The sequence below is a fragment of the Streptomyces sp. NPDC021093 genome (assembly GCF_044333135.1).
In the GTDB taxonomy this organism is placed as follows: Bacteria; Actinomycetota; Actinomycetes; order Streptomycetales; family Streptomycetaceae; genus Streptomyces.
In genome coordinates this window covers 92,335-114,190 of record NZ_JBIRQJ010000013.1, presented here as the reverse complement: position 1 = coordinate 114,190, position 21,856 = coordinate 92,335, and the positions used below count along the sequence as shown (strand labels likewise).

Annotated in this window: 18 protein-coding genes and 1 tRNA gene; 12 read left to right on the top strand and 7 right to left on the bottom strand. The window is 71.2% G+C overall.

The features are described from left to right. Nucleotides 1–7: 7 nt before the first annotated feature. Nucleotides 8–1,345 carry an ABC transporter substrate-binding protein gene (locus tag ACH4SP_RS34465; protein ID WP_398420945.1) on the bottom strand — a complete coding sequence of 446 codons (1,338 nt, stop codon included), beginning with the start codon at nt 1,343–1,345 and terminating at the stop codon, nt 8–10. A 140-nt stretch (nt 1,346–1,485) separates the two neighbouring features. On the opposite strand from ACH4SP_RS34465, the gene gcvPA reads away from it, so the two are divergent. The 5 genes from gcvPA to ACH4SP_RS34440 all read left to right on the top strand — a co-directional run bounded on the left by gcvPA (nt 1,486) and on the right by ACH4SP_RS34440 (nt 7,536). Beyond that, complete coding sequence (gene gcvPA, locus ACH4SP_RS34460; RefSeq protein WP_398420943.1) at nt 1,486–2,868, top strand: aminomethyl-transferring glycine dehydrogenase subunit GcvPA; 1,383 nt, start codon at nt 1,486–1,488, stop codon at nt 2,866–2,868. Then, nucleotides 2,865–4,478, top strand: coding sequence for an aminomethyl-transferring glycine dehydrogenase subunit GcvPB (gene gcvPB, locus ACH4SP_RS34455; RefSeq protein WP_398420941.1), 1,614 nt, complete (start codon nt 2,865–2,867; stop codon nt 4,476–4,478). The genes gcvPA and gcvPB overlap by 4 nt, the downstream gene beginning before the upstream one ends. Beyond that, nucleotides 4,475–5,989: an ATP-NAD kinase family protein gene (locus ACH4SP_RS34450; RefSeq protein ID WP_398420940.1), complete on the top strand. Its 1,515-nt coding sequence runs from the start codon at nt 4,475–4,477 to the stop codon at nt 5,987–5,989. Before gcvPB ends, ACH4SP_RS34450 begins: the two co-directional genes overlap by 4 nt. Nucleotides 5,990–6,055: 66 nt before the next feature. After that, complete coding sequence (locus ACH4SP_RS34445) at nt 6,056–6,802, top strand: SDR family NAD(P)-dependent oxidoreductase (RefSeq protein ID WP_398420938.1); 747 nt, start codon at nt 6,056–6,058, stop codon at nt 6,800–6,802. Nucleotides 6,803–6,894: 92 nt separating this feature from the next. Continuing rightward, the gene (locus ACH4SP_RS34440; RefSeq protein WP_398420936.1) at nt 6,895–7,536 is read left to right on the top strand and encodes a GntR family transcriptional regulator; all 642 of its coding nucleotides are present in this window, start codon (nt 6,895–6,897) and stop codon (nt 7,534–7,536) included. A gap of 112 nt (nt 7,537–7,648) precedes the next feature. On the opposite strand, the gene ACH4SP_RS34435 is transcribed toward ACH4SP_RS34440, so the two are convergent. Further along, a complete protein-coding gene (locus ACH4SP_RS34435; protein WP_398420934.1) occupies nt 7,649–7,945 on the bottom strand; it encodes an ArsR/SmtB family transcription factor in 297 nt (98 codons plus the stop codon). A gap of 147 nt (nt 7,946–8,092) precedes the next feature. Then, nucleotides 8,093–8,515, bottom strand: coding sequence for a DUF350 domain-containing protein (locus ACH4SP_RS34430; protein ID WP_398420932.1), 423 nt, complete (start codon nt 8,513–8,515; stop codon nt 8,093–8,095). Between the two features lie 208 nt (nt 8,516–8,723). Here ACH4SP_RS34430 and add point away from each other — a divergent pair, with 208 nt between their 5' ends. After that, nucleotides 8,724–9,737 (top strand): adenosine deaminase, encoded by a 1,014-nt coding sequence (gene add / locus ACH4SP_RS34425; protein ID WP_398420930.1) that lies wholly within the window; start codon nt 8,724–8,726, stop codon nt 9,735–9,737. A gap of 223 nt (nt 9,738–9,960) precedes the next feature. Here add and ACH4SP_RS34420 read toward each other — a convergent pair whose 3' ends face one another. Further along, nucleotides 9,961–10,458 (bottom strand): lamin tail domain-containing protein, encoded by a 498-nt coding sequence (locus ACH4SP_RS34420; protein WP_398420928.1) that lies wholly within the window; start codon nt 10,456–10,458, stop codon nt 9,961–9,963. A 516-nt stretch (nt 10,459–10,974) separates the two neighbouring features. Between ACH4SP_RS34420 and ACH4SP_RS34415 the strand changes: the two genes are divergently transcribed. Continuing rightward, a complete protein-coding gene (locus ACH4SP_RS34415) occupies nt 10,975–13,002 on the top strand; it encodes a beta-N-acetylglucosaminidase domain-containing protein (protein WP_398420926.1) in 2,028 nt (675 codons plus the stop codon). 204 nt (nt 13,003–13,206) lie between these two features. Continuing rightward, on the top strand, nt 13,207–14,454 hold the full coding sequence (locus tag ACH4SP_RS34410) for a cytochrome P450 (RefSeq protein ID WP_398420924.1): 1,248 nt from the start codon (nt 13,207–13,209) through the stop codon (nt 14,452–14,454). Nucleotides 14,455–14,495: 41 nt separating this feature from the next. Here ACH4SP_RS34410 and ACH4SP_RS34405 read toward each other — a convergent pair whose 3' ends face one another. Next, complete coding sequence (locus ACH4SP_RS34405) at nt 14,496–16,025, bottom strand: RNA polymerase sigma factor (protein ID WP_398420922.1); 1,530 nt, start codon at nt 16,023–16,025, stop codon at nt 14,496–14,498. 498 nt (nt 16,026–16,523) lie between these two features. Here ACH4SP_RS34405 and ACH4SP_RS34400 point away from each other — a divergent pair, with 498 nt between their 5' ends. From ACH4SP_RS34400 to ACH4SP_RS34390, 3 genes are read left to right on the top strand one after another with little or no spacing between them, the layout of a single operon-like run. Beyond that, nucleotides 16,524–17,279, top strand: a complete 756-nt coding sequence (locus ACH4SP_RS34400; RefSeq protein ID WP_398420920.1) for a (Fe-S)-binding protein — start codon at nt 16,524–16,526, stop codon at nt 17,277–17,279. A gap of 23 nt (nt 17,280–17,302) precedes the next feature. Beyond that, on the top strand, nt 17,303–18,715 hold the full coding sequence (locus ACH4SP_RS34395; RefSeq protein ID WP_398421202.1) for a LutB/LldF family L-lactate oxidation iron-sulfur protein: 1,413 nt from the start codon (nt 17,303–17,305) through the stop codon (nt 18,713–18,715). Then, nucleotides 18,712–19,428, top strand: coding sequence for a lactate utilization protein C (locus tag ACH4SP_RS34390; RefSeq protein WP_398420918.1), 717 nt, complete (start codon nt 18,712–18,714; stop codon nt 19,426–19,428). Before ACH4SP_RS34395 ends, ACH4SP_RS34390 begins: the two co-directional genes overlap by 4 nt. A gap of 86 nt (nt 19,429–19,514) precedes the next feature. Here the strand turns inward: ACH4SP_RS34390 and ACH4SP_RS34385 are convergent, their stop codons facing one another. Both ACH4SP_RS34385 and ACH4SP_RS34380 read right to left on the bottom strand, forming a co-directional pair. Next, nucleotides 19,515–20,003 (bottom strand): DUF309 domain-containing protein, encoded by a 489-nt coding sequence (locus ACH4SP_RS34385; RefSeq protein WP_398420916.1) that lies wholly within the window; start codon nt 20,001–20,003, stop codon nt 19,515–19,517. Between the two features lie 94 nt (nt 20,004–20,097). After that, nucleotides 20,098–20,174, bottom strand: a tRNA-Pro gene (locus tag ACH4SP_RS34380). 165 nt (nt 20,175–20,339) lie between these two features. On the opposite strand from ACH4SP_RS34380, the gene ACH4SP_RS34375 reads away from it, so the two are divergent. After that, entirely contained in the window at nt 20,340–21,851 is a 1,512-nt protein-coding gene (locus tag ACH4SP_RS34375; protein WP_398420914.1) for an aminotransferase class V-fold PLP-dependent enzyme, read from the top strand. The last annotated feature ends 5 nt before the right edge of the window (nt 21,852–21,856 follow it).

Here is a 21,856-nt window from a genome sequence, read left to right as displayed (position 1 = left end):
GGTCCGCTCAGCCCACGATCCGCTGCCGGCCGGTGCCCGCGGCGATCTGCGCGGCGGCGGAGTCCAGCGCCTGCCTCGGGTCCTTGTCCCGCAGCAGGATGCCGGTGATCGTCGAGTTCATGATCTCGGTCGCCTTGGCGCCGTCCTTCGTGTACTCGACCGGGGGCGTCGTCGGTGCGAGAGAGGCGAACACCTTGAGCGCGCTCTGCCCGCCGAAGTATTCCTGCGGGCTGCTCATGTACGGGTCGGCGAGCGCGGGAAGGTAGGCGGGGAAGAGGCCCTCCTGCTTCAGCATCGAGATCTGCCGGTCCACATTCGTGAGCAGGAACTCGACGAAGGCCCAGGCGAGTTCGGGGTTCTTGCTCTGGGCGGGGACGGCGAGGACCGACCCGCCGCTGTTCGAGGTGCGCACACCGCCCGCGGTGAAGGCGGGCAGCGGAATCACCCCGAATCTGCCCTTCAGCTCGGGTGCGTCGGCGGCGAGCGTGCCCATCCACCAGGCGGCGGTCGGGGTGGTGGCCGCCTTGCCCTCCTTCGTACCGGTGACCAGGCCGTCCCACTGCTTCTGGTAGTCGACCAGGCCCTTGTCGGCGAGCGTCTTGAGCAGCGTCGCCGCCCGCAGGGCCTCGGGGGTGTCGACGGCGACCCTGCCGTCGACGTAGAGGTGCTGGCCCTGCTGCTGGAGCAGCATCGCGAAGGTGGAGTCCTCCACCGGGTCGAGTATCAGCATCCTGCGCCCGGTGCGCTTCTTCAGCTGCTCGCCTGCCCGCACGAAGTCGTCCCAGGTGGCGAGCGACTCGGGTGTGATCCCGGCCTGCCGGAAGTGGTCCCGCCGGTAGAACAGCCCGCACGGGCCGATGTCCCACGGCAGGGCCACCACCTTGCCCTGCGGGTTCACCACCGTCCGCCAGGCGGCCTTGTCGAAGTCCTTCTCGTAAGGACCGGCCGGCTTGCTCAGATCGTAGAAGCCCTGTGGGAAGGTCCCCATGTACGTGGCCATGCGCGGGCCCTCGACGGTCAGCACGTCCGCAAGACCGCTGCCCCCCTTCAGTCCGACGGTGATCTTGTCGTAGGCGCTGTCGTAGCCGATGTCGGTGACCTTGACGGTGGTCCCCGGGTGCTTCTGCCGGAAGTCCTTCGCCAGCCGCCGCATCGCCTTGGCCGCGACGTCCCAGGACCAGACGGTGATCGACCCCGTGAGCTCCTTGGAGTCGCCCTTCGTCACCTCCGGGGCCGGTCCGCCCCTGCTTCCGGCACCCCCGGTGGCACAGCCGCCGAGTGCGGCCGTGGCCCCCGCCGCCAGACCGGATGCCAGAACTGCGCGTCGTCCAGGTCGAGTTGACACCCTTGTCTCCTGCCGTCGGAATGCCTAATGCTGTATACAGAACACTGAATGACGCCTCGCTGCGTCAAGAGGTCGTACGTCAACTGCCCCTGAAATCACCGGCAACGGACCGGTGTTTCACCGCACGCGGAAGGCGCGGCATGACCCCACCCGAGCAGTCCCCCGTCCACCCGTACATCCCGAACTCGGTCCCCGCCGTGCGGCGGGCGATGCTGGACGCCGTCGGCGCCGCCGGCGTCGAGGACTTCTACGCCGACATCCCCGAGGAGCTCCGGCTCCGCCGCCCCCTCGACCTGCCGGAACCCCTGCGCTCGGAAGCCCAACTGGTGCGCCACATGGAGGAGTTGCTACGGCGCAACACCCCGGCCTCGCGCACCCTGAGCTTCCTCGGCGGCGGCTGCTACCCGCACCACGTGCCCGCCGTCGTCGACGAGGTCATGGGTCGCAGCGAATTCCTCACCGCGTACGCCGGCGAGCCCTACGAGGACCACGGCCGCTTCCAGACGATGTGGGAGTACCAGTCGCTGATGGCCGAACTCCTCGACGTCGACGTGGTCAACGTCCCCGTCTACGACGGTTTCCAGGCCGTGGGCACCGCCCTGCGCATGGCGGGCCGCGTCACCGGCCTGCGCAGACTGCTGATCAGCGGAGACGTCGACCCCGACAAGATCTCCAAGATCCGCGACTACGTACGCCCCGACCACGACGTGGTCCTGGTCCCCGCGGACCCGGCGACCGGGCGCGCCGACCTCGACGCCGTACGCGCCGTCCTCGCCGAGGGTGATGTGGCCGCCCTGTACGCGGAGTCCCCGACCCGCCTCGGCCGACTCGACGAGTCCCTGCCCGACCTGGCCCAACTCGCCCACGAAGCCGGTGCGTTGTACGTCGTCGGCTGCAACCCGATGACCCTCGGCGTGCTGGCCCCGCCCTCCTCGTACGGCGCCGACCTCACCTGCGGCGACATCCAGCCGCTCGGCATCCGGATGAGCTACGGCGGCGGCAACGCGGGCTTCATCGGTGCGAACGACGAGGAGCGCCTCGTCGCGGAGTACCCCACCCGGCTCTTCGGGCTCGTCCCCACCGACGTCGAGGGCGAGTACGGCTTCGGCGACGTCGCGTACGAGCGCACCTCCTTCGCCGTGCGCGAGGAGGGCAAGGAGTGGGTCGGCACCGCCGCCGCCCTGCACGGCATCGGCGCGGGCGTGTACCTGTCCCTGATGGGTCCGCAGGGCATGCGGGACATCGGCGAGACGATCCTCGCCCACACGGCGTACGCGAAACAGCGCCTCGCCCGCATCCCCGGCATCGAGATCCCGCACGCCGACGGCATCCACTTCGCGGACTTCCCGGTCCGCTACAGGGGCGGCCGCAGCACCGCCGACATCCACGCCGACCTGCTGGAACGCTCCATCTTCGGCGGCATCCCGCTGTCCTCGGACCAGGCCCTGTACTGCGTCACCGAAGTCCACACCAAGGCCGACATTGACCAACTGGCCCAAGTCCTGGAGGAGATCGTCAAATGAGCGCACACGCCGCAGTGGGTCCGGTCTCCCCGCAGGACGCCCGCATCGCCGCGAAACCTCCCCTGCGCCGCTTCCACCAGGCCTCCTGGGACGAGAAGCTCATCTTCGAACTCGGCTCTCCCGGCGAGCGCGGCATCCTCGTGCCCGCCGTCGACCCGGAGATCACCGAAGCCGTCGGTACGGATCTGATCCCGGCCGCCCTCCGCCGCCGCACCCCGCCCGCACTTCCCGAGATCGGCCAGCAGCAGGTCCTGCGCCACTACCTCAGGCTCTCCCAGGAAACCCTCGGCGCCGACCTCAACGTCGACGTGGGGCAGGGCACGTGCACCATGAAGTACAGCCCCAAGGTCAACGACCGCTTCGTGACGGACGAACGCATCGCCGGTCTGCACCCCCGCCAGGACGAGTCCACCGTGCAGGGAGTCCTCGCGGTCCTGCACCGGCTGGAAGGGCTGCTGGCCGAGATCTCCGGCATGGACCGCGTCTCCCTCCAGCCCGGCGCGGGCTCCGCCGCCATCTACGCCAACGTCGCCATGATCCGCGGCTACTTCGCCGACCGCGGCGAGGCGGACACCCGGGACGAGATCATCACCACCATCTTCTCCCACCCCTCCAACGCGGCCTGCGCCAAGACCGCCGGGTTCAAGGTCATCACCCTCCACCCCGACGCCGACGGCTACCCCGACATCGAGGCCCTGCGCGCCGCCGTCGGCCCGCGCACCGCAGCACTCCTCATCACCAACCCCGAGGACACCGGGATCTACAACCCGCGCATCGCGGAGTTCGTCCGCATCGTCCACGAGGCGGGCGGCCTCGCCGCGTACGACCAGGCCAACGCCAACGGCATCCTCGGCATCACCCGGGCCCGCGAGGCGGGCTTCGACCTGTGCCACTTCAACCTGCACAAGACGTTCTCCACCCCGCACGCCTGCGGCGGCCCGGCGGCCGGCGCCTGCGGAGTGACGGCCGCACTGGCCCCCTATCTCCCGCGCCCCACCGTCGAGTTCGACGCCGAGCGTGAGTGCTACTGGCTCGACGAGGACCGCCCGCACTCCGTCGGCAAGATCCGCCCGCACCACGGCGTCGTCCCCAACCTCGTCCGCGCCTACGCCTGGATCATGTCGATGGGCGCCGAAGGACTGCGCGAGGTCGCCGAGACCGCCGTCCTCAACAACAACTACCTCCTGCACAAGGTGAAGCAGATCCGCGGCGTCGGCGTCCCGTACGCGGCCGGGCGCCCGCGCGTCGAACAGGTCCGCTACAGCTGGGAGCGGCTGAACGCCGACACCGGTATCCACAGCGAGCAACTCGGCGTGCGCGCGGCCGACTTCGGCACCCACTACTGGACCAGCCACCACCCGTACGTCGTCCCCGAGCCCATGACCCTGGAGCCCACCGAGTCGTACTCCATGGCTGATCTGGACGAGTACGCGGCGATCCTCGCCGAAGTGGCCCGCGAGGCGTACGAGGACCCGGAGACGGTACGCACCGCCCCGCACCGCTCCACCATCCACCGGGTCCGCCCGGAGGCCCTGGACGACCCGGCCGTCTGGTCCCCGAGCTGGCGCGCCTACCGGCGCAAGGTGCTGGGCGCCGCGGACGCCACATGAGCCGCTCCGTCCGCCTGGGCCTGGTGGTCAACCCGGTCGCCGGTCTCGGCGGCCGGGTCGGCCTGGGCGGCAGCGACGGCACGGACACCCAGCGCCGGGCCCTGGAGCTGGGGGCGGTGCCGCAGGCGGGGGAGCGGGCGACGGCGGCGCTGTGCGAACTCACCGCGAGGGGCGGCGAGTTCGAGCTGCTGACGGCTGCCGGGGCGATGGGCGAGCGGGCGGCGCGCGCGGCAGGCCTGCGGGCCAGGGTCGTGCACCGGGCCCAGCCCGTCGGGGCCGGGACAGGGACAGCGACGGGGACAGCGACGGGGACAGGGACAGGGACGGGGACGGGGACAGGGACCGGGACAGGGACCGGCCCGAGCGACACCGTCGCCGCCGTACGCGCGCTGGCCGCCTCCGACGTGGACCTCCTCCTCTTCGCCGGAGGCGACGGCACGGCCCGCGATGTGCTCGGTGCGCTGGGGGAGGGGAGCACACAGCCCGTGCTCGGCATCCCGACGGGGGTCAAGATGCACTCGGCGGTGTTCGCCGTGAACCCGCGCGCGGCGGGGGAGATCGCGGCCGCCTGGCTCGCCCCGCACGGCCGCCCGGAGCTCCGGGGCGCCGAGGTCATGGACCGGGACGAGGAACAGCTCCGCAAGGGCCGCCTGGGCTCCCGCCTCTACGGCTGGCTGCCCGTCCCGTACGTACCCGTACGCGTCCAGCAGCGCAAGGCGGGCTCCACCGCCACCTCCCCGGAGGCGATCGGCGGCATGGCGGCCGAACTCACCTCCCGCCTTGCCCCGGAGGACCTCCTGATCCTGGGGCCCGGGACCACCACCCGGGCGGTGGCGGCGGCGCTGGGGGCGGACGTTCCGCTGACGGGAGTGAGCGCTCTGATCCGTGCGGACGCGGCGGGAATTCCCGGCCGGGCGGGCGAGTGCGGGGCGGTGGGTTTCCCGGGCTCCGCTGTGCGGGCTGCCCCGGCCCCGCTCCTTCACGGCTGTGACGTGTGCGGCTCCGCCGCGTGGCCTGCGGGGCCGGGGCGGGGGCCAGGAGAGGGGGCGGGTCCGTGCGGGTGCGCCGTGGCCGGTCGCGCGGTTCCCCGCGCCCCTGGGGTGTTCCCCGCAGCCCCTTCCCCACTGCGCAGCCTCCTCGGGCACCAGAGCCACTCCCCATCCGGGTCCCGGCCGCGCACCACCCGCTCGTACCGCCCCGTCGCCACCCACCTCGACTCCGCCGCCCTCCTCGCCCTCGCCCACCGTCACCGCCTCCTCCTCGCCCTCTCGCCGATCGGTGGCCAAGGCTTTCTCCTCGGCCGGGGCAATCAGCAGATATCCCCCGAGCTCCTCCGGGCCGTCGGCCCCGACAAGCTCCTCGTCCTCGCCACCGAGGCCAAACTCGCTGCCCTGCACGGCCGCCCCCTCCTCGTCGACACCGGTGACGAGGACCTCGACGACGCCCTGGCGGGCTACGTGACGGTCCTCACCGGAAGAGGCCGCACAGCCCTGTACCGCCTCGCCCACTGACCCTCCTCCCGCCGACCGTCTCCCACCGACCGTCTCCCGCTGACCCTCCCGCCCCGAAGGAGCACCATGATCGACCTCTCCGGCAAGCGCGCCCTCGTCACCGGCGGCGGCGCGGGCATCGGCCGCGCCACCGCACTGCTCCTCGCCGAACTCGGCGCCCGAGTCGTCGTCGCCGACATCGACACCGAGGCCGGCGCGTCCACGGCCAAGGAGGTGGCCGGTACCTTCGTACGCTGCGACGTCTCACGCCGTACCGACTGCGAGCAAGCCGTAAGGACCGCGCAGAACCAACTCGGGGGCGTGGACGTCCTGTTCAACAACGCCGGCATCATCCGACGGTCCACCGTCTGCGAGATCAGCGACGACGACTGGGACCTCGTCATGGCCGTCAACATCCGCTCCATCCTGCTGATGTCGCGTCTCGTCATCCCCGGCATGGTGTCCCGGGGCGGCGGGTCGATCGTCAACACCGGCTCAGGATGGGGCATTTCAGGCGGATCGCGTGCGGTCTCGTACTGTGCGTCCAAAGGGGCCGTCGTCAACATGACCCGCGCCATGGCCATCGACCACGGTCCCGACCTCGTCCGCGTCAACTGCGTCTGCCCCGGCGACACCGCCACCGGCATGCTCGCCGAGGAAGCGCGTCAACTCGGCGAGCGCGCCGACGCGTTCTACGAGGACGCGGCCGACCGCCCGCTCGGCCGCATCGGCCAGCCCCGCGACATCGCCCAGACCGTCGCCTTCCTCGCCTCCGACGCGTCCGCGTTCATCAGCGGCGCGATCATCCCGGTCGACGGGGGCGGTACCGCGTAGCAGCGCGGCCGGGTCCGCGCGCAGGCCACCCGGGGTACGGCCGTACCCCGGGCGGCCGATAATCTGAGCCGAACGAAGGAAGGGCCGCCGACATGCCGATCGAGAACCGCCCCCTGCGCGAGCAGGTCAAGGAAGAGCTGATCAAACGGCTCGGACGCGGCACGATCCCGACCGACGAATCCATCAACGAGGGCCGTCTCGCCACCGAACTCGGAGTCAGCCGCACCCCGCTCCGCGAGGCCCTGATCTCGCTGGAACGCGAGGGCATCATCACCAGCGAACGCGGCAAGGGCTTCCGCTTCGCACCGCTGAGCGCCCAGGAGTTCCGCGACCTCACCACCATCGTCGCGACCCTGGAGTCCCTCGCCCTCGAAACCACCGACCCGGCCCAACTCGCCGCGCTCGCCCCGAAGCTGCTCGAAGAGGCCCGCGCCTTCTCGGCCCCGCAGGCGCCGCACGACGTCATCGAACGGTACGACGACGCCTGGCACGCCCTGCTGCTCTCCGGCTGCCCGAACGACCGGCTGATGGGCCTGATCGCCTCGCTCAAACTGACCATGCACCGCTACGAACAGGTCGCACTCGGTGACCAGGACGTACTGGAACGGTCGGCGGAGGAGCACGAGCGGATCGCCGAACACCTGGTGAACGGCGACGTACCGAACGCGGTGCGGGCGCTCAAGGAGAACTGGAACAGCGGCATGGACCGCATCCTCGAACGCCTCGCCGACTGAGCCGCCCGCCTGTCAGTGCGCCCGGGCGGCGCCGATAACCAGCCTCGGCCCGCTCGGTCCGCCTCGCCAGTCGGCTTCAGTCGCCTCAGTCGGCTCGGTCCGCTCAGTCGCCTCAGCCCGCTTCGGCGAGCCTCGCCGGCGCGAGTACCGCCATCAGTTCGTGCAGCTCGGCGACCGTCTCCGGCACCACCGAGTAACAGATCTGCACGCCGCGCCGGCGCGAACTCACCAGCCCCGCCTCGCGCAGCACCTTCAGGTGCTGGCTGATGGTCGGCTGGGACACGGTGAAGAACTCCGTGAAGTCACAGGCGCAGGTCTCGGGCCGCTCGGCGAGCGTGCGCATGATGCCCAGCCGCACCGGGTGGCCAAGGGCCTTCAACAGTGCGGCACTTGAACGGTCGTCTCTCACGCCCGACAGCGTACCAAGCGCCTTCCGCGCGGTCGGGGCGCCGCACAAGCGGATCCGAGCGGATCCGAGCGGATCCAAGCAGGTCCAAGCAGGTCCAAGCAGGTCCAAGCAGGCCCAAGCCGATCCAAGCGGGTCAGGGCCGCCGCATCAGGCGATGGACGCCGAAATGATCGCCGCCACCGCGATGTTGCAGGAAGCCGTCACCCACACCGCCGGGTGCGGCTCCTGCTCCACCAGCGTCTTGCCCAGCTTGCCGGGCGTCACCACGTCGACCACCCAGAACGCCAGCGCCATCATCACCAGGCCGAGCACGCCGAAGCAGGCCGTGGACACCAGGCCCTTGCCGAAGTCGTTGTACGTCGTCCAGATCGAGGTGAAGACGATCCCGCCGATACCCAGCAGCGCCGAGCTGAGAAGTACCGCACAGTTGCGGTTGCGCTGCTCCCAGATCTGTCGGCCGAGCTTGCCCGGAGTCAGCGCGTCCACCAGGAAAATGCCGAGGGTCAGGAGGACGACGCCGAGGGCGCCGTAGGCGGCGGCACGGCCAATTCCGTTGACGATGTCTTCCATGTGCGCAGTCAGTCCCCGTGGTGAGGCGCGCCTCGGGGGCGCGCGTGTTAAAGGCGACGCAAAACCTATCGCACGGGCACGGGGAAGCAGCAAGGGACCTGTGGGACGCCCTCTGCCCACGGGCCTCCGTGCGGTACGTCTGTCCCGACGCCACCGCTTCGCCCACTTTTCAGCTCCTTCTCAACCCCTTCCCGGAGAGCGAGAACTCATGACCGCCATCGAGGTCGACCCCTTCATCGCGGGCCTGCCCAAGTGTGAGCTGCACCTGCACATCGAGGGCACCCTGGAGCCCGAACTCAAGCTCGCGCTCGCCGCCCGCAACGGCATCGGGCTGCCGTACGCCGACGAGGACGCCGTCCGCGCCGCGTACGCCTTCGACAGCCTGCCGTCCTTCCTCACCCAGTACTACGAGGGCATGTCCGTCCTCGTCACCGAGCAGGACTTCTACGACCTGGCCGCCGCGTACGCCGCCAAGGCCCACTCGCAGAACGTCCGGTACGCGGAGATCTTCTTCGACCCGCAGGCGCACACCGCCCGCGGCGTCTCCTTCGACACCGTCGTCCGGGGTCTCACCCGCGCGCTGGACGACGCCCGCCGCGCCACCGGCTTCCGCGGTCACCTCATCCTGTGCTTCCTGCGCGACTTCCAGGCCGAGTTCGCCATGGCGACCCTCGTCCAGGCCCTCCCGTACAGGGAGTGGATCGTCGGCGTCGGCCTCGACTCGGACGAGCAGGGCAACCCGCCGGTCAAGTTCGCGGCCGTGTTCGCCCGCGCACGCGCCGAGGGGTTCCGCCTGACGATGCACTGCGACATCGACCAGGAGAACACCACCGAGCACATCCGCCAGGCCCTCGACGTCATCGGCGTCGACCGGATCGACCACGGCACCAACGCCCTCGAAGACCCGGCGCTCGTCGAGGAGATCCGGCGCCGCGGCATCGGACTCACCACCTGCCCGATCTCCAACGGCGTGGTCACCCCGGGCATGAAGGCGGCCGAGATCAAGCAGCTCTTCGACCTCGGCATCAAGGTCACCGTCAACTCCGACGACCCCGCCTACTTCCTGGGGTACGTCGCCGAGAACCTCGCCGCACTGCGCACCGAACTCGGTCTCACCGACGCCGAGTTGATCCAGCTGGAGCGCAACACGGTCGAGATCTCCTGGGCCCCGCCGACCGTCAAGGACGAGCTGCTGGCGGAACTGGACGCGTACGGAGCCTGATTCCGGACACAGGAGGTGGACGCCCCCGGCCCACCTCAGGACGGAGGGCGCTGGCAGCTGCGCGGCTACGAACCGCGTTACCACTTCGGTGTGGTCCAGCCAAGGGGGCCTGTGAGTTGGTCGCTCGCGGGCATGCGGCAGGGCGGTGTGCTGCGGCTGGTTCGCCGCGGCACACCGCCCTCATCTCTCGTGCCGGTGCCCGGTCGCTTCCGCCGGTGCTCCGTCAGCGGCGGTTCCAGGAGACGCGGTCGATGACGCGGCCCCAGTCGTTGCGGAGGGTCGCCGTGTCGCGGTCGTTGTCCCACACGTAGCGGTGACGGTCCTGGTAGACGTGGCCGTAGCGGTCGTGGCCGTAGCCGGTGTGGACCTTCACGCTGTCACGGCCCCCCAGGCGCAGGTGGTCGAAGTAGTAGCGGTGGCCCTGCCGGTCGGTGAGCGTGTAGCCGTCGAGGTTCACCGAGCGGCGGCCGAGGTTGCGGACCTCGACCCACTCGCCGTTCAGGCTGCGGTTGGAGCCGTCGTCGTATCCGGGGCTGTTGTACTGGACCTGGCCGATGACCACCGACGGACGCGGCGCCTTCGACGCGGCGGCCGACGCGGAGGTCGACGCGGCGGCCGGAGCGGCGGCGGTGGCAGGCAGGGCGGTGATGCCGACGAGCGCGCCGGCCGTCAGGACCGCGGCGGCGGTGCGGCGGGCGACGCGCTTGCGAGAACTGGTCATGCTGGTTCCCCCTAGGAACTGCCCGTCCGCCCCTGGCCGGAGCGGGAACGGGATGGTGCGGAGCCCCGGCGTGTTGCCGAGAACACACACTCTGGACCGGTCGAGGGCGTACCGGGAGACGCGCGAACAAGGCGTTACCCAATGCGGACATGGGTGTATCTCTCTGCTGTAATCAGCATGTATCCGTCTCGCGAGGTTGTCGACGATTCGCGGTGTGGTGCACCTACCGTCCCTGAACTCGGCGGTACGGTCGGTGAGTTGCCGGTCGGTGCTGTTCTGTGCACCGACCGAGCCGCCGGGAAGCGGGTGCCGTCCCGTAACAGGCCTTTGCGGGTCCGTAATGCGGACGGCCCCGGACTGTGCGACGGGTGGGGCTCATGGTCTTGACGGGTCATTGCCAAGTGGTCGAGTCTGTCCAGCAGTTCAGAAAGACCCGATCTTTCGAACAGTTCCGCTCACGACCGCGCACACTCCACCGCATGCTCCACCGCACATCCCGCCCGCACCGGAGGCCGCATGACCGTCGTATCCCGATCCCTCGCCACTCGATCCCTGGCCGCCCGAAGCCTCGCGCTCGCCCTCGCGCTCGGCTCCCTGGCCCTGACGGCACCCGCGGCGACCGCCGCGCCCGCACCGGCCGCGCCCGCGCCGGCCCCCGCCGGGTCGTCCCCGCTGCCCGTCGTGTCCCCGACGCCGCAGAGCATCACGCGGGTCGGCTCTGACATCGTTGTCCCCTCGCGGGTCGAGGTCGTCGTCGGCAAGGACACCGACCGGGCGGCCCGTACCCTCCTGGCCGACACCCTCCGCGCGCACGGCGTGCGCCACGTCGACGTACGCGAAAGACCCTCCCGGCACGCGGAGTTGAGCATCCTGCTCGGCCCTGCCGCCCGCCCCGACATCGCCCGCGCCCTGACCGGGACCGCCGTCCCGCAGCACGCCGAGGGGTACGCGCTGCGCGCCGCGCGCGGGACCGTCGCACTCGGCGGCACCGACGCCACGGGCCAGTACTACGCCGTACAGACCCTGAAGCGGCTGATCGTGCCGAAGGAGGCGCACGGCCCCGGCCACGGCCGCAGCGGCCGGGCCCGGATCGCCGGAGCTTCCGTCTCCGACTTCCCCTCGATGCCCCTGCGCGGCTCCATCGAGGGCTTCTACGGCCCGCCGTGGACGAAGGCCGAACGCCTCGACCACATGGACTTCCTCGGCACCGTCAAGTCCAACACCTATGTCTACGCGCCGAAGGACGACCCGTACCACCGCGACAAATGGCGCGAGCCCTACCCCGCGGACAAGGCGGCCGAGCTGGACGAACTCGTCAAGCGCGCCACCTCGAACCACGTCCGCTTCACCTTCGCCGTCTCGCCCGGCGCTTCCATCTGCTACTCCGACCCGGCCGACACCAAGGCGCTGACCGCCAAGCTCCAGGCCATGTACGACCTGGGCGTACGCACCGTCTCCGTCCCGCTCGACGACATCAGCTACACCAAGTGGAACTGCGACGCCGACAAGGTGGCCTTCGGCGCCCCCGGCCAGGGACCCGCCGCCAAGGCCCAGGTCAGCCTCCTCAACACCCTCCAGAAGGACTTCGTCGCCACCCACCCGGGCATGCAGCCGCTCCAGATGGTGCCCACCGAGTACGGCGACCTCAAGGACTCCCCGTACAAGCAGATCCTGCGCGCCACCCTCGACAAGCCGGTCGAGGTGATGTGGACGGGCACCGACGTCGTCCCGCCCGCCATCACCGTCGACCAGGCGAAGAAGGCCTCCGAGCTCTTCGGCCGCAAGGTCTTCGTCTGGGACAACTACCCGGTCAACGACTTCGGCCGGACCGCGGGGCGCCTCCTGCTCGCCCCGTACGACAAGCGCGAGCCCGGCCTCTCCGACCACCTCACCGGCCTCATCTCCAATCCCATGAACCAGGAGGCCGCCAGCAAGCCGGCCGTCTTCACCATGTCCGACTTCGCCTGGAACGACCGCGGTTACGACCGCACCCGCTCCGGCCGCCAGGCCGCACTCCAACTGGCTGGTGGGGGCGCCTGGTTGGCCGACGCGATGCAGGTCTTCGTCGACCTCAACCACCTCGCGCCCACCTTCGGCACCACCCCGTGGCAGCCGCAGTCACCGGTCTTCGGCCCGAAGACGGAGGCCTTCTGGAAGCGGTACGCGACCGACCCGCGCGGCGCGATCAAGGCCTTCCGCCCCGCCGTCGACGAGATCACCCGCGTCCCGGACGCACTGCGCGGAGGCCTCCCCGACAAGCTCTTCCTCGCCGACGCCGCCAACTGGCTCGATGCCACGAAGCTCTGGGGCCAGTCGATGCGGTACGGGCTCGACGCGCTGACCGCGATCCAGCACGGCGACGCGGCGAAGGCGGAGACCGCCCGCAGGGCGATGGACGAGCGGGCCACGGCCGCCACGAAGATCACCGTCGACCCGAAGGAGCACCACCAGCTCGGCCGGGTCAGGCTCGGCGACCCGTTCATCGAGGACTTCGTGACCGGGGTACGGACCGCCCACGACGAGTCCAAGGGCGGCAAGGACTAGTACGTCATGGTCGTGCGGGTGCGTGGGGGCTGTTCGCGCAGTTCCCCGCGCCCCTGACGGGGCGTTTCAGCCCGTCCGGCGTTGAGGACACGCGGCGCAGCCCGGGAGGCCCGCCCCCACCGGCGCCAGCCGTGAACCGCCCCGCGCCAAACCCCCTGCCCCGCCCCCTTCCCCCGCCCCGCCCCCTCCTGCACGATGACCCCCGTGGACCTGACCGCGCACCGCGCCCTCGACGCGCTCCAACGCGACCCGTACCCCCTCTACGCCCGCGCTCGGGCCGCCGAGGGCCTCACCTTCGTACCCGAGCTGGACTCCTGGCTCATTGCCCGCGACGCGGACGTGCGCGAAGTCCTGCGCCGCCCCGAGGACTTCTCCTCCGCCAACTCGCTGCGCCCCGACGTGCGCCCAGGACCCGCCGCCCTCGCCGAGCTCGCGAAGGGCATCGGCGGGCGCGGCACGGTCGTCACCGCCGACGGCGAAGCCCACCGCACCTACCGCGCACCCCTCAACAGCGGGCTCTCCACCGCCCGCGTCCACACCGTCCTGCCGTACGCCACCGCCCGCGCCGAGGAACTCATCGACGCCTTCGCACCGCGCGGGCACGTCGAGCTGATGGGGGAGTACGCGGAGAGACTGCCGGGCGACGTCGTCGGCCGGCTCCTCGGCCTCACCGAGGAGGACGCCCGTACCGCGGTCCACGGCGGCCGCCGCGCCGAGGAACTGCTCTTCCGCCCGCTGCCCGAGGACGAACAGGTCGCCTGCGCCCGCGACGTCGTCACCCTCCAGCACTTGCTGGACAACTACGTCCGCGAGCGCCGCGCCCACCCCCGCGACGACCTGATCTCCACCATGACCGCCGCTCTGGTTCCCGGCACCGGCGACCTCACCCGCGAGCAGCGCGGCGAGATGGTCTCCCAGTTCGAGAACCTGCTGCTGGCCGGACACCTCACGACCGCCGCGCTGATCGGCAGCACCATGCTCCACCTGCTGCACGACCGCACGCGGTGGGAGCTGCTGTGCGCGGAGCCCGAGCGGATCCCCGCCGCGATCGACGAGGCCGCCCGCTACGACGGCCCGCTCCAGGGATTCCGCCGTGTCACCACCCGTACGGTGACCCTCGCGGGCACCGAACTCCCGGCCGGTGCCGTCGTGTTCGTCGCCTACGGGTCGGCCAATCGCGACCCGCGACGGCACGAGGACCCCGACACCTTCGACCTCACCCGCACCGCACCGGCCCGCCACGTCGCCTTCGGGCACGGAGCGCACGGCTGCCCCGGCTCACAGCTGGGCAAGGCCCAACTGCGCCTCACCCTGGAACTTTTCGTCCGCAGACTGCCCGGAGTGCGCCTGGCGCTGCCCGGGAAACGCCTGGAGCGAGCGGCGGACCAGCAGGCCGTCATGCGACCCACTCTGATCCACCGCTCGCCCCAGGCGCTGCACCTGACCTTCTGAGAGCCTCCCGGTCCCGCAGGCCCCAGGAGTCCTCGTACCTCTTAGTCGAGGTAGTCGCGCAGCACCTGCGAGCGCGACGGGTGACGCAGCTTGGACATCGTCTTGGACTCGATCTGGCGGATGCGCTCACGCGTCACCCCGTAGACCTTGCCGATCTCGTCGAGCGTCTTGGGCTGGCCGTCCGCCAGGCCGAAGCGCATCGAGACGACGCCCGCCTCGCGCTCGGAGAGGGTGTCGAGGACCGAGTGCAGCTGCTCCTGGAGGAACGTGAAGCTGACCGCGTCGGCCGGAACCACGGCCTCCGAGTCCTCGATGAGGTCACCGAACTCGCTGTCGCCCTCTTCACCCAGCGGGGTGTGCAGGGAGATCGGCTCGCGGCCGTACTTCTGGACCTCGATGACCTTCTCGGGGGTCATGTCGAGTTCCTTGGCCAGCTCCTCCGGGGTGGGCTCGCGGCCCAGGTCCTGGAGCATCTGGCGCTGCACGCGCGCCAGCTTGTTGATGACCTCGACCATGTGCACCGGGATGCGGATGGTGCGGGCCTGGTCGGCCATCGCGCGGGTGATCGCCTGCCGGATCCACCACGTCGCGTACGTCGAGAACTTGAAGCCCTTGGTGTAGTCGAACTTCTCGACCGCACGGATCAGACCGACGTTGCCCTCCTGGATCAGGTCCAGGAACAGCATGCCGCGGCCGGTGTAACGCTTCGCCAGGGAGACGACGAGTCGGAGGTTGGCCTCCAGGAGGTGGTTCTTCGCGCGGCGGCCGTCCTCGACGAGGATCTCCAGCTCGCGGCGGAACTGCGGGGTGAGGTCGTCGCCCTCGCCGTCCTCGCCCTCCAGCTTGTGCTCGGAGAAGAGACCCGCCTCGATGCGCTTGGCGAGCTCCACCTCCTGCTCCGCGTTGAGCAGCGGCACCTTGCCGATGAGCTTCAGGTAGTCCTTGACCGGGTCGGCCGTGGCACCCGCGACCGCGACCTGCTGCGGCGGTGCGTCGTCCTCGTCCTCGTCGGACAGGACGTAGCCGGCGGTACCGGGCTTGGGGGTCTCCTCTTCCTCCTCGCCGTCACCCGCCCACTCGTCGGTCTGCTTCTTCGCGGCGGTCTTCTTCGTCGCCGCGGTCTTCTTGGTGGCGCGCTTCTTCGGAGCGGGCTTCTCCGCGGCGGCCGTCGACTCGTCGAGGTCGTCGTCGGCGGCGACCACCTCGGCGGACGTGGTCTGCACGGCGGCCGTCGTCTTCTTGACGGCGGCCTTCTTGGCGACGGTGCGCTTCACGGCGGGCTTGGCCTCACCGCTCGCGGCGGCCTTGCGCGGGGCGCGCTTGGCGGCCTTCGCGGGCTTGGCGGCGGCGGCCGCCGTCACCATCAGCGTCACACCCTCTTCGTCGAGGACCTGGTTCAGGCTGCGCAGGACCCGCTTCCACTGGTCGACAGGGATGCTGTCCGCTTCGAAGGCATGGCGGACGTCGTCGCCATTGATGTGGCCCTGGTCCCGGCCGCGCTCGATGAGCGAGACCAAGGACGGCGATTCGGCGATCTCCTGAGGGAACGGGCGGGACGGACTGAGCGACACGAAGAGCCTCTCGTAGCGAGAAATACAAGTGTGATGGCGGGGCGAGGCCCCAGCCGGGCCTCTTTCTTCTGCAGAAAGCCTGGCTGCGCGACGGCACCTGTCGGTTCATCGCGCACCCGCGCTGTTTCGTTACGCCTTTTACGAAGTGACCTGAGCCACTCTTCCTGCCCCGGCCCGGTCCCGGTGTGAAACAGGCCCTCCGGGAGCCTGACAGCCAGGACCTGTCCGGTGGTTCAGCCCCGGTGGAGCGGGCCGAGCGCAATCCCCAAGGGTACCCCTGGGCGACATTCCTCCCCGGCTCCCGCAGCTTTCGCCCGTAATTCCCCCAAGTGGGCGATTCGTGCCCCCGGGCAAGCCTCCGGTCGCGCCTCCGGGCCCTCGCTGCCCGGCGGATGGGCGACCTCGGCCGGGAGGATGCGCGGAGGATGCGCAACCGTGATCACGCGATCTTGATCATTGCCCTATCGGGGCGGCCGCAGCCCGCATATCCTCCGACCTATGCGCGTCGCACTCTTCGTCACCTGCGTCAACGACGCGGTGTTTCCGGCCACCGGAATCGCCGTCGTGAAGCTCCTGGAGCGGCTCGGCGTCCAGGTGGACTTCCCCGCAGCACAGACCTGCTGCGGCCAGCCGCAGTACAACACCGGCTACCGCCGCGACACCGAACCCCTGCTGCGCAGGACTGCCGACGCCTTCGAGGGGTACGAGTACGTGGTCACGCCCTCCGGTTCCTGCGCGGCGATGATCCGCGACAACTATCCACGGGTCGGACGCCTCCAGACCAAGGAGGGAAGGGGCAGCGACCTGGCGCTCGCCGCCGCGTCGCTGGTGCCGAGGACGTACGAACTGACCGAGTTCCTCGTCGACGTCCTCGGCGTCACCGACGTCGGCGCGTACTTCCCGCACACCGTCACCTACCACCCGTCCTGCCACGGGCTGCGCATGCTCGGCCTCGGCGAGCGCCCCCGCAGACTGCTCGAAGCGGTCGGGGGGCTGGAGCTGAAGGAGCTCCCGGGGGCCGACGAGTGCTGTGGCTTCGGCGGCACCTTCGCCGTGAAGAACTCCGATGTTTCCGCCGCGATGGGCGAGGACAAGATCCGCAACGCGCTCTCCACCGGAGCCGACTTCCTGTGCGGCGCCGACAACTCCTGCCTGATGCACCTCGGCGGCATGCTCCGCCGCCAGGACGCCCCCGTGCGCGCACTGCACCTCGCCGAAATCCTGGCCAGCACCGAAGAGGAGCCCCTGCTGTGAGCGGTACGAACGGCGCGAACGGTATGTATCTGGGCATGCCGTCCTTCCCCCGCGCGGCCCGCGAGGCCGTCAAGGACGAAACGCTGCGCGCCAACCTCCGGCACGCCACCCACACCATCCGCGACAAACGCGCCAAAGCGGTCGCCGAACTGGACGACTGGGCACAGCTCCGCGAGGCCGGCAAGCAGATCAAGGACCGCACACTGCGCCACCTCGACCGCTACCTCCTCCAGCTGGAGGAGGCCGTGACGGCGGCCGGCGGCACCGTCCACTGGGCGGCCGACGCCGCCGAGGCCAACCGCATCGTCACCGACCTCGTGAAGGCCACGGGCGAGCGCGAGGTCGTCAAGGTCAAGTCCATGGCGACCCAGGAGATCGGCCTCAACGAGGCCCTGGAGGCCGAGGGCATCACCGCCTACGAGACCGACCTGGCCGAACTGATCGTCCAGCTCGGCGAGGACCGCCCCTCGCACATCCTCGTCCCGGCCATCCACCGCAACCGGGGCGAGATCCGCGAGATCTTCACCCGCACGATGAGCGAATGGGGCCGCCCGGCCCCCGCCGACCTCACCGACCGCCCCGCCGACCTCGCCGAAGCGGCCCGCCTGCACCTGCGCGAGAAGTTCCTGCGCGCCAAGGTCGGCATCTCCGGCGCCAACTTCATGGTCGCCGAGACCGGGACGCTCGTCGTGGTCGAGTCCGAGGGCAACGGCCGCATGTGCCTGACCCTCCCCGAGACCCTGATCTCCGTCGTCGGCATCGAGAAGACCGTCCCCACCTGGCAGGACCTGGAGGTCTTCCTCCAGACCCTGCCGCGCTCCTCCACCGCCGAGCGCATGAACCCGTACACCAGCACCTGGACCGGCACCACCGAGGGCGACGGCCCGCAGACCTTCCACCTGGTCCTCCTCGACAACGGCCGCACCGACGTGCTCGCCGACGAGGTGGGCCGCCAGACCCTGCGCTGCATCCGCTGCTCCGCCTGCCTCAACGTCTGCCCGGTGTACGAACGGGCCGGCGGCCACGCCTACGGCTCGGTCTACCCCGGCCCCATCGGCGCCATCCTCACCCCGCAACTACGCGGTACGACCACGGAGTTGGACGCCTCCCTGCCCTTCGCCTCCTCGCTCTGCGGCGCGTGCTACGAGGTCTGCCCGGTCGCCATCGACATCCCGGAGGTCCTGGTACACCTCCGCGAGAAGGTCGCCGACCAGGGCGGCCGGGGCCACCGCCTGGAGAAGGCCGCGATCAAGGCCGCCGGCTGGGTCCTCGACCACCCCGCCGCCCTCACGGCCGCCGAACGCGCCGCGTCCCTGACCCGCAAGGCCCACCCCAGGAAGATCCCCGGCGCCGCCGCCTGGACGAACACCCGAGACCTGCCCGAACTGCCCGCCGAGCCGTTCCGCGACTGGTGGAAGAGGAACCGCACATCATGACCACCCCCAGCCCGCAGCCCGGCGCCACCCCGAAGCCGGGCCCCACGACCTCCGTGCCGACCGGCGCCACCCGCACCCCGCCCAGCAGCCGCGACCGCGTCCTCGCCCGTATCCGTACGGCCGTCGCCGACGCCCCCGAGGTGCCCGAGCCCACCCGCGCGTACGCCACCAGCCACACCCCCGACGACCCGGCAGCCGTCCTCGACCTCCTCCACGAGAACCTCGCCGACTACCGGGCGGTCGTCCACCGCACCACCGAGGACGGCATCGCCCACCTCCTGATGCGCCTGCTCGCACAACGCGGCTCGGCCTCCGTCCTCGTACCGCCGCGGCTGCCTCCGCACTGGCTGTCGGCCGCCGACCCCACCCGCATCCACGACCGGGCGGCCCTCACCGCCGCCGACCTCGACCAGGTCGAGAGCGTCGTCACCGGCTGCGCCCTGGCCGTCGCCGAAACCGGCACGATCGTCCTGGACGGCAGCCCCGACCAGGGCCGCCGCCGCATCACCCTCGTCCCCGACCACCACATCTGCGTGGTCCGCGCCCCCTCCCAGGTGGTCGCCTCCCTCCCGCAGGCCATGGGCCGCCTGGACCCGGCCCGCCCACTGACCTGGATCTCCGGCCCGTCGGCCACCAGCGACATCGAACTGGACCGGGTCGAGGGCGTGCACGGCCCCCGCGCCCTGGAGGTGGTCCTGCTCACGGAGGACTGAACGGACCGACGGGGCGGAAGCCGGGGGTGCGAACCTCAGCACGCACCACGCCCCAGCACGCACCGGGCCTCAGCGCACGCCGGGCCTCAGCTCACGCCGAGCCGCGGCGCCTCGGTGCCCGCGTCCACCGGGCCCGCCCCCGGGGCGTCCACCCGCCCGGCCAGCTCCCGCGCCCACCGCACCAGCGCGCCCAGATCCATACCGTGGACCGTTCCCGTGCGCTCGTACGCGTCGAGGCCCGCAGCCCCCCGTCGCAGCAGTCGCGCCCCGCCCGCCGCGTTGCCCCGTGCCGCGTGCGTCAGCCCCACCGCCAGCTGCGCCAGAGCCCGCCACAGCGCGGCCTCCTCGTCGGGGCCCGACTTCCACGCGTCCTCGAACACCTCGTGCGCATGGAACGGCATCCCCGCGTCCAGCAGCCGCTGTGCCTCCCGCACCGTCTCCACGGGGGAGCGCACCACACCCTCCGGCTGCCGCTCCACGCCCGGAGTCCCGTACGGCAGCGGGCGCCCGAGCCCGTCGCGCGGGCGTGCGTTGCGTGCACGCCCTTCGGCATCGCGGTCCCGCTTCATGTCCATGGCGCCCATTGTCGCTCCCCGAACCACCCGGGAACGCGGAAGAGGCCGTATCAGAATTGATCTCTGATACGGCCTCCGACCTGCGAATGAACGCTGGTCGGGACGACAGGATTTGAACCTGCGACCCCTTGACCCCCAGTCAAGTGCGCTACCAAGCTGCGCCACGTCCCGGTGCGCGCCTGACCTGGGCTTTTCCCCTGGCTGAGCGCGCATGAGAACAATACCCCAACCTGGGGGGCCGAAAGAACCGCCTGCCGGGCGGGACGCATTCCGGGGAGCGAACGGGGCCGATGCGCGGAGGATGGAGAGACGGAGGAGGCATCCCGAGGAGGCGTCGTGGACAGGACCCGTACGAACGGTGCGGCGGACGGCACCGGCCCGCCCGCCGCGCCTCCGCCGGACAGCGCCGCCGCGGAGCTCTTCGCGGCCCTGCGGGCGACCGAATTCGGCCGGCTCGACGAGGGTGGGCACGTCTACCTGGACCACACGGGCGCGGCGCTGCCCCCGAGGTCCCTGGTCCTGGCGTCGGCGGAGCGGGTGGTCGGCGGCTGTTACGGCAACCCGCACTCCGAGAGCCCGGCCTCCCGGGCCTCCGGGCTGCTGCTCGCCGAGGCGCGCCGGGCGGTGCTGCGGCACTTCCGCGCGGACCCGGCGGAGTACGCGGTGATCTTCACTCCCAACGCGACGGGCGCACTGCGACTGGTCGGCGAGGCGTACCCCTTCACCTCCCGCGACCGCCTGGTCCTGCCGCTGGACAACCACAACTCGGTCAACGGTCTGCGGGAACACGCGCGGGCCCGGGGCGCCAGGACGGTGTACGTCCCGCTCGACGGGCCCGCGCTGACCGTCGACGAGAAACACCTGAGGGCCGCCCTGCCGCCGCACAGACGAAAGGGAGGGGAGGAGGGGCGGCGGCGCGGACTGTTCGCCTACCCCGCGCAGAGCAACTTCACCGGGGTGCAGCACCCGCTGGAGTGGACGGCGGCCGCGCAGCGCCGCGGCTACGACGTCCTGCTCGACGCCGCCGCCTTCGTCCCCGCCAACGCCCTCGACCTCGGCCGCCACCACCCCGACTTCGTCGCGGTCAGCTGGTACAAGGTCTTCGGGCACCCCACGGGGGTCGGCAGCCTGATCGCCCGCCGCGAGGCGCTGGCCCGGCTGCGCCGCCCGTGGTTCTCCGGCGGCACCGTCCACGCGGTGAGCGCACAGGCGCAGTGGCACGTACTCGCCCGGGACGAGTCCGCCTTCGAGGACGGCACGGTCGACTTCCTCTCCATACCCGACGTGACCGCAGGACTGGAGTGGATCAACAACATCGGCATGGACCGCGTCCACGCCCACGTCGCCGCCCTGACCGGGCGCCTGCTGGCCGGGCTGCGCACCCTGCGGCACAGCGACGGCTCACCCCTGGTCCGGCTGTACGGGCCGGACGGCGGCGGTGCCCCGGACAGCGGAGCCCCGAGCGACGGGGGCGGGGCACCGCGCGGCGGGACGGTGGCGCTGAATCTGCTCGGGGCGGACGGCCGGGTGATCGACGAGCGGATCGTCGCCCGCGACAGCGCAGAGCGCGGGATCTCCCTGCGCACGGGCTGCTTCTGCAATCCGGGCGCCGGGGAAGCCGCCTTCGCCCTGCCACTGCGCCGTCTGCGCTCGGCGGCCAAGCGGCAAGCGGACTCCCTGGAGGACTACTTGGAGCTGTTGCGACTGCCGTCCGCGGGAGCGATCCGTCTCTCGCTGGGCATTTCCTCCCAGCCCGCCGACATCGACGCGTTCCTGACGTTCGTGACCGACGCCTACCGCGACCGGACGCCCACGACCGCGGGGCTGGCCCCGCGCGAGGGGTGCTGACGGCG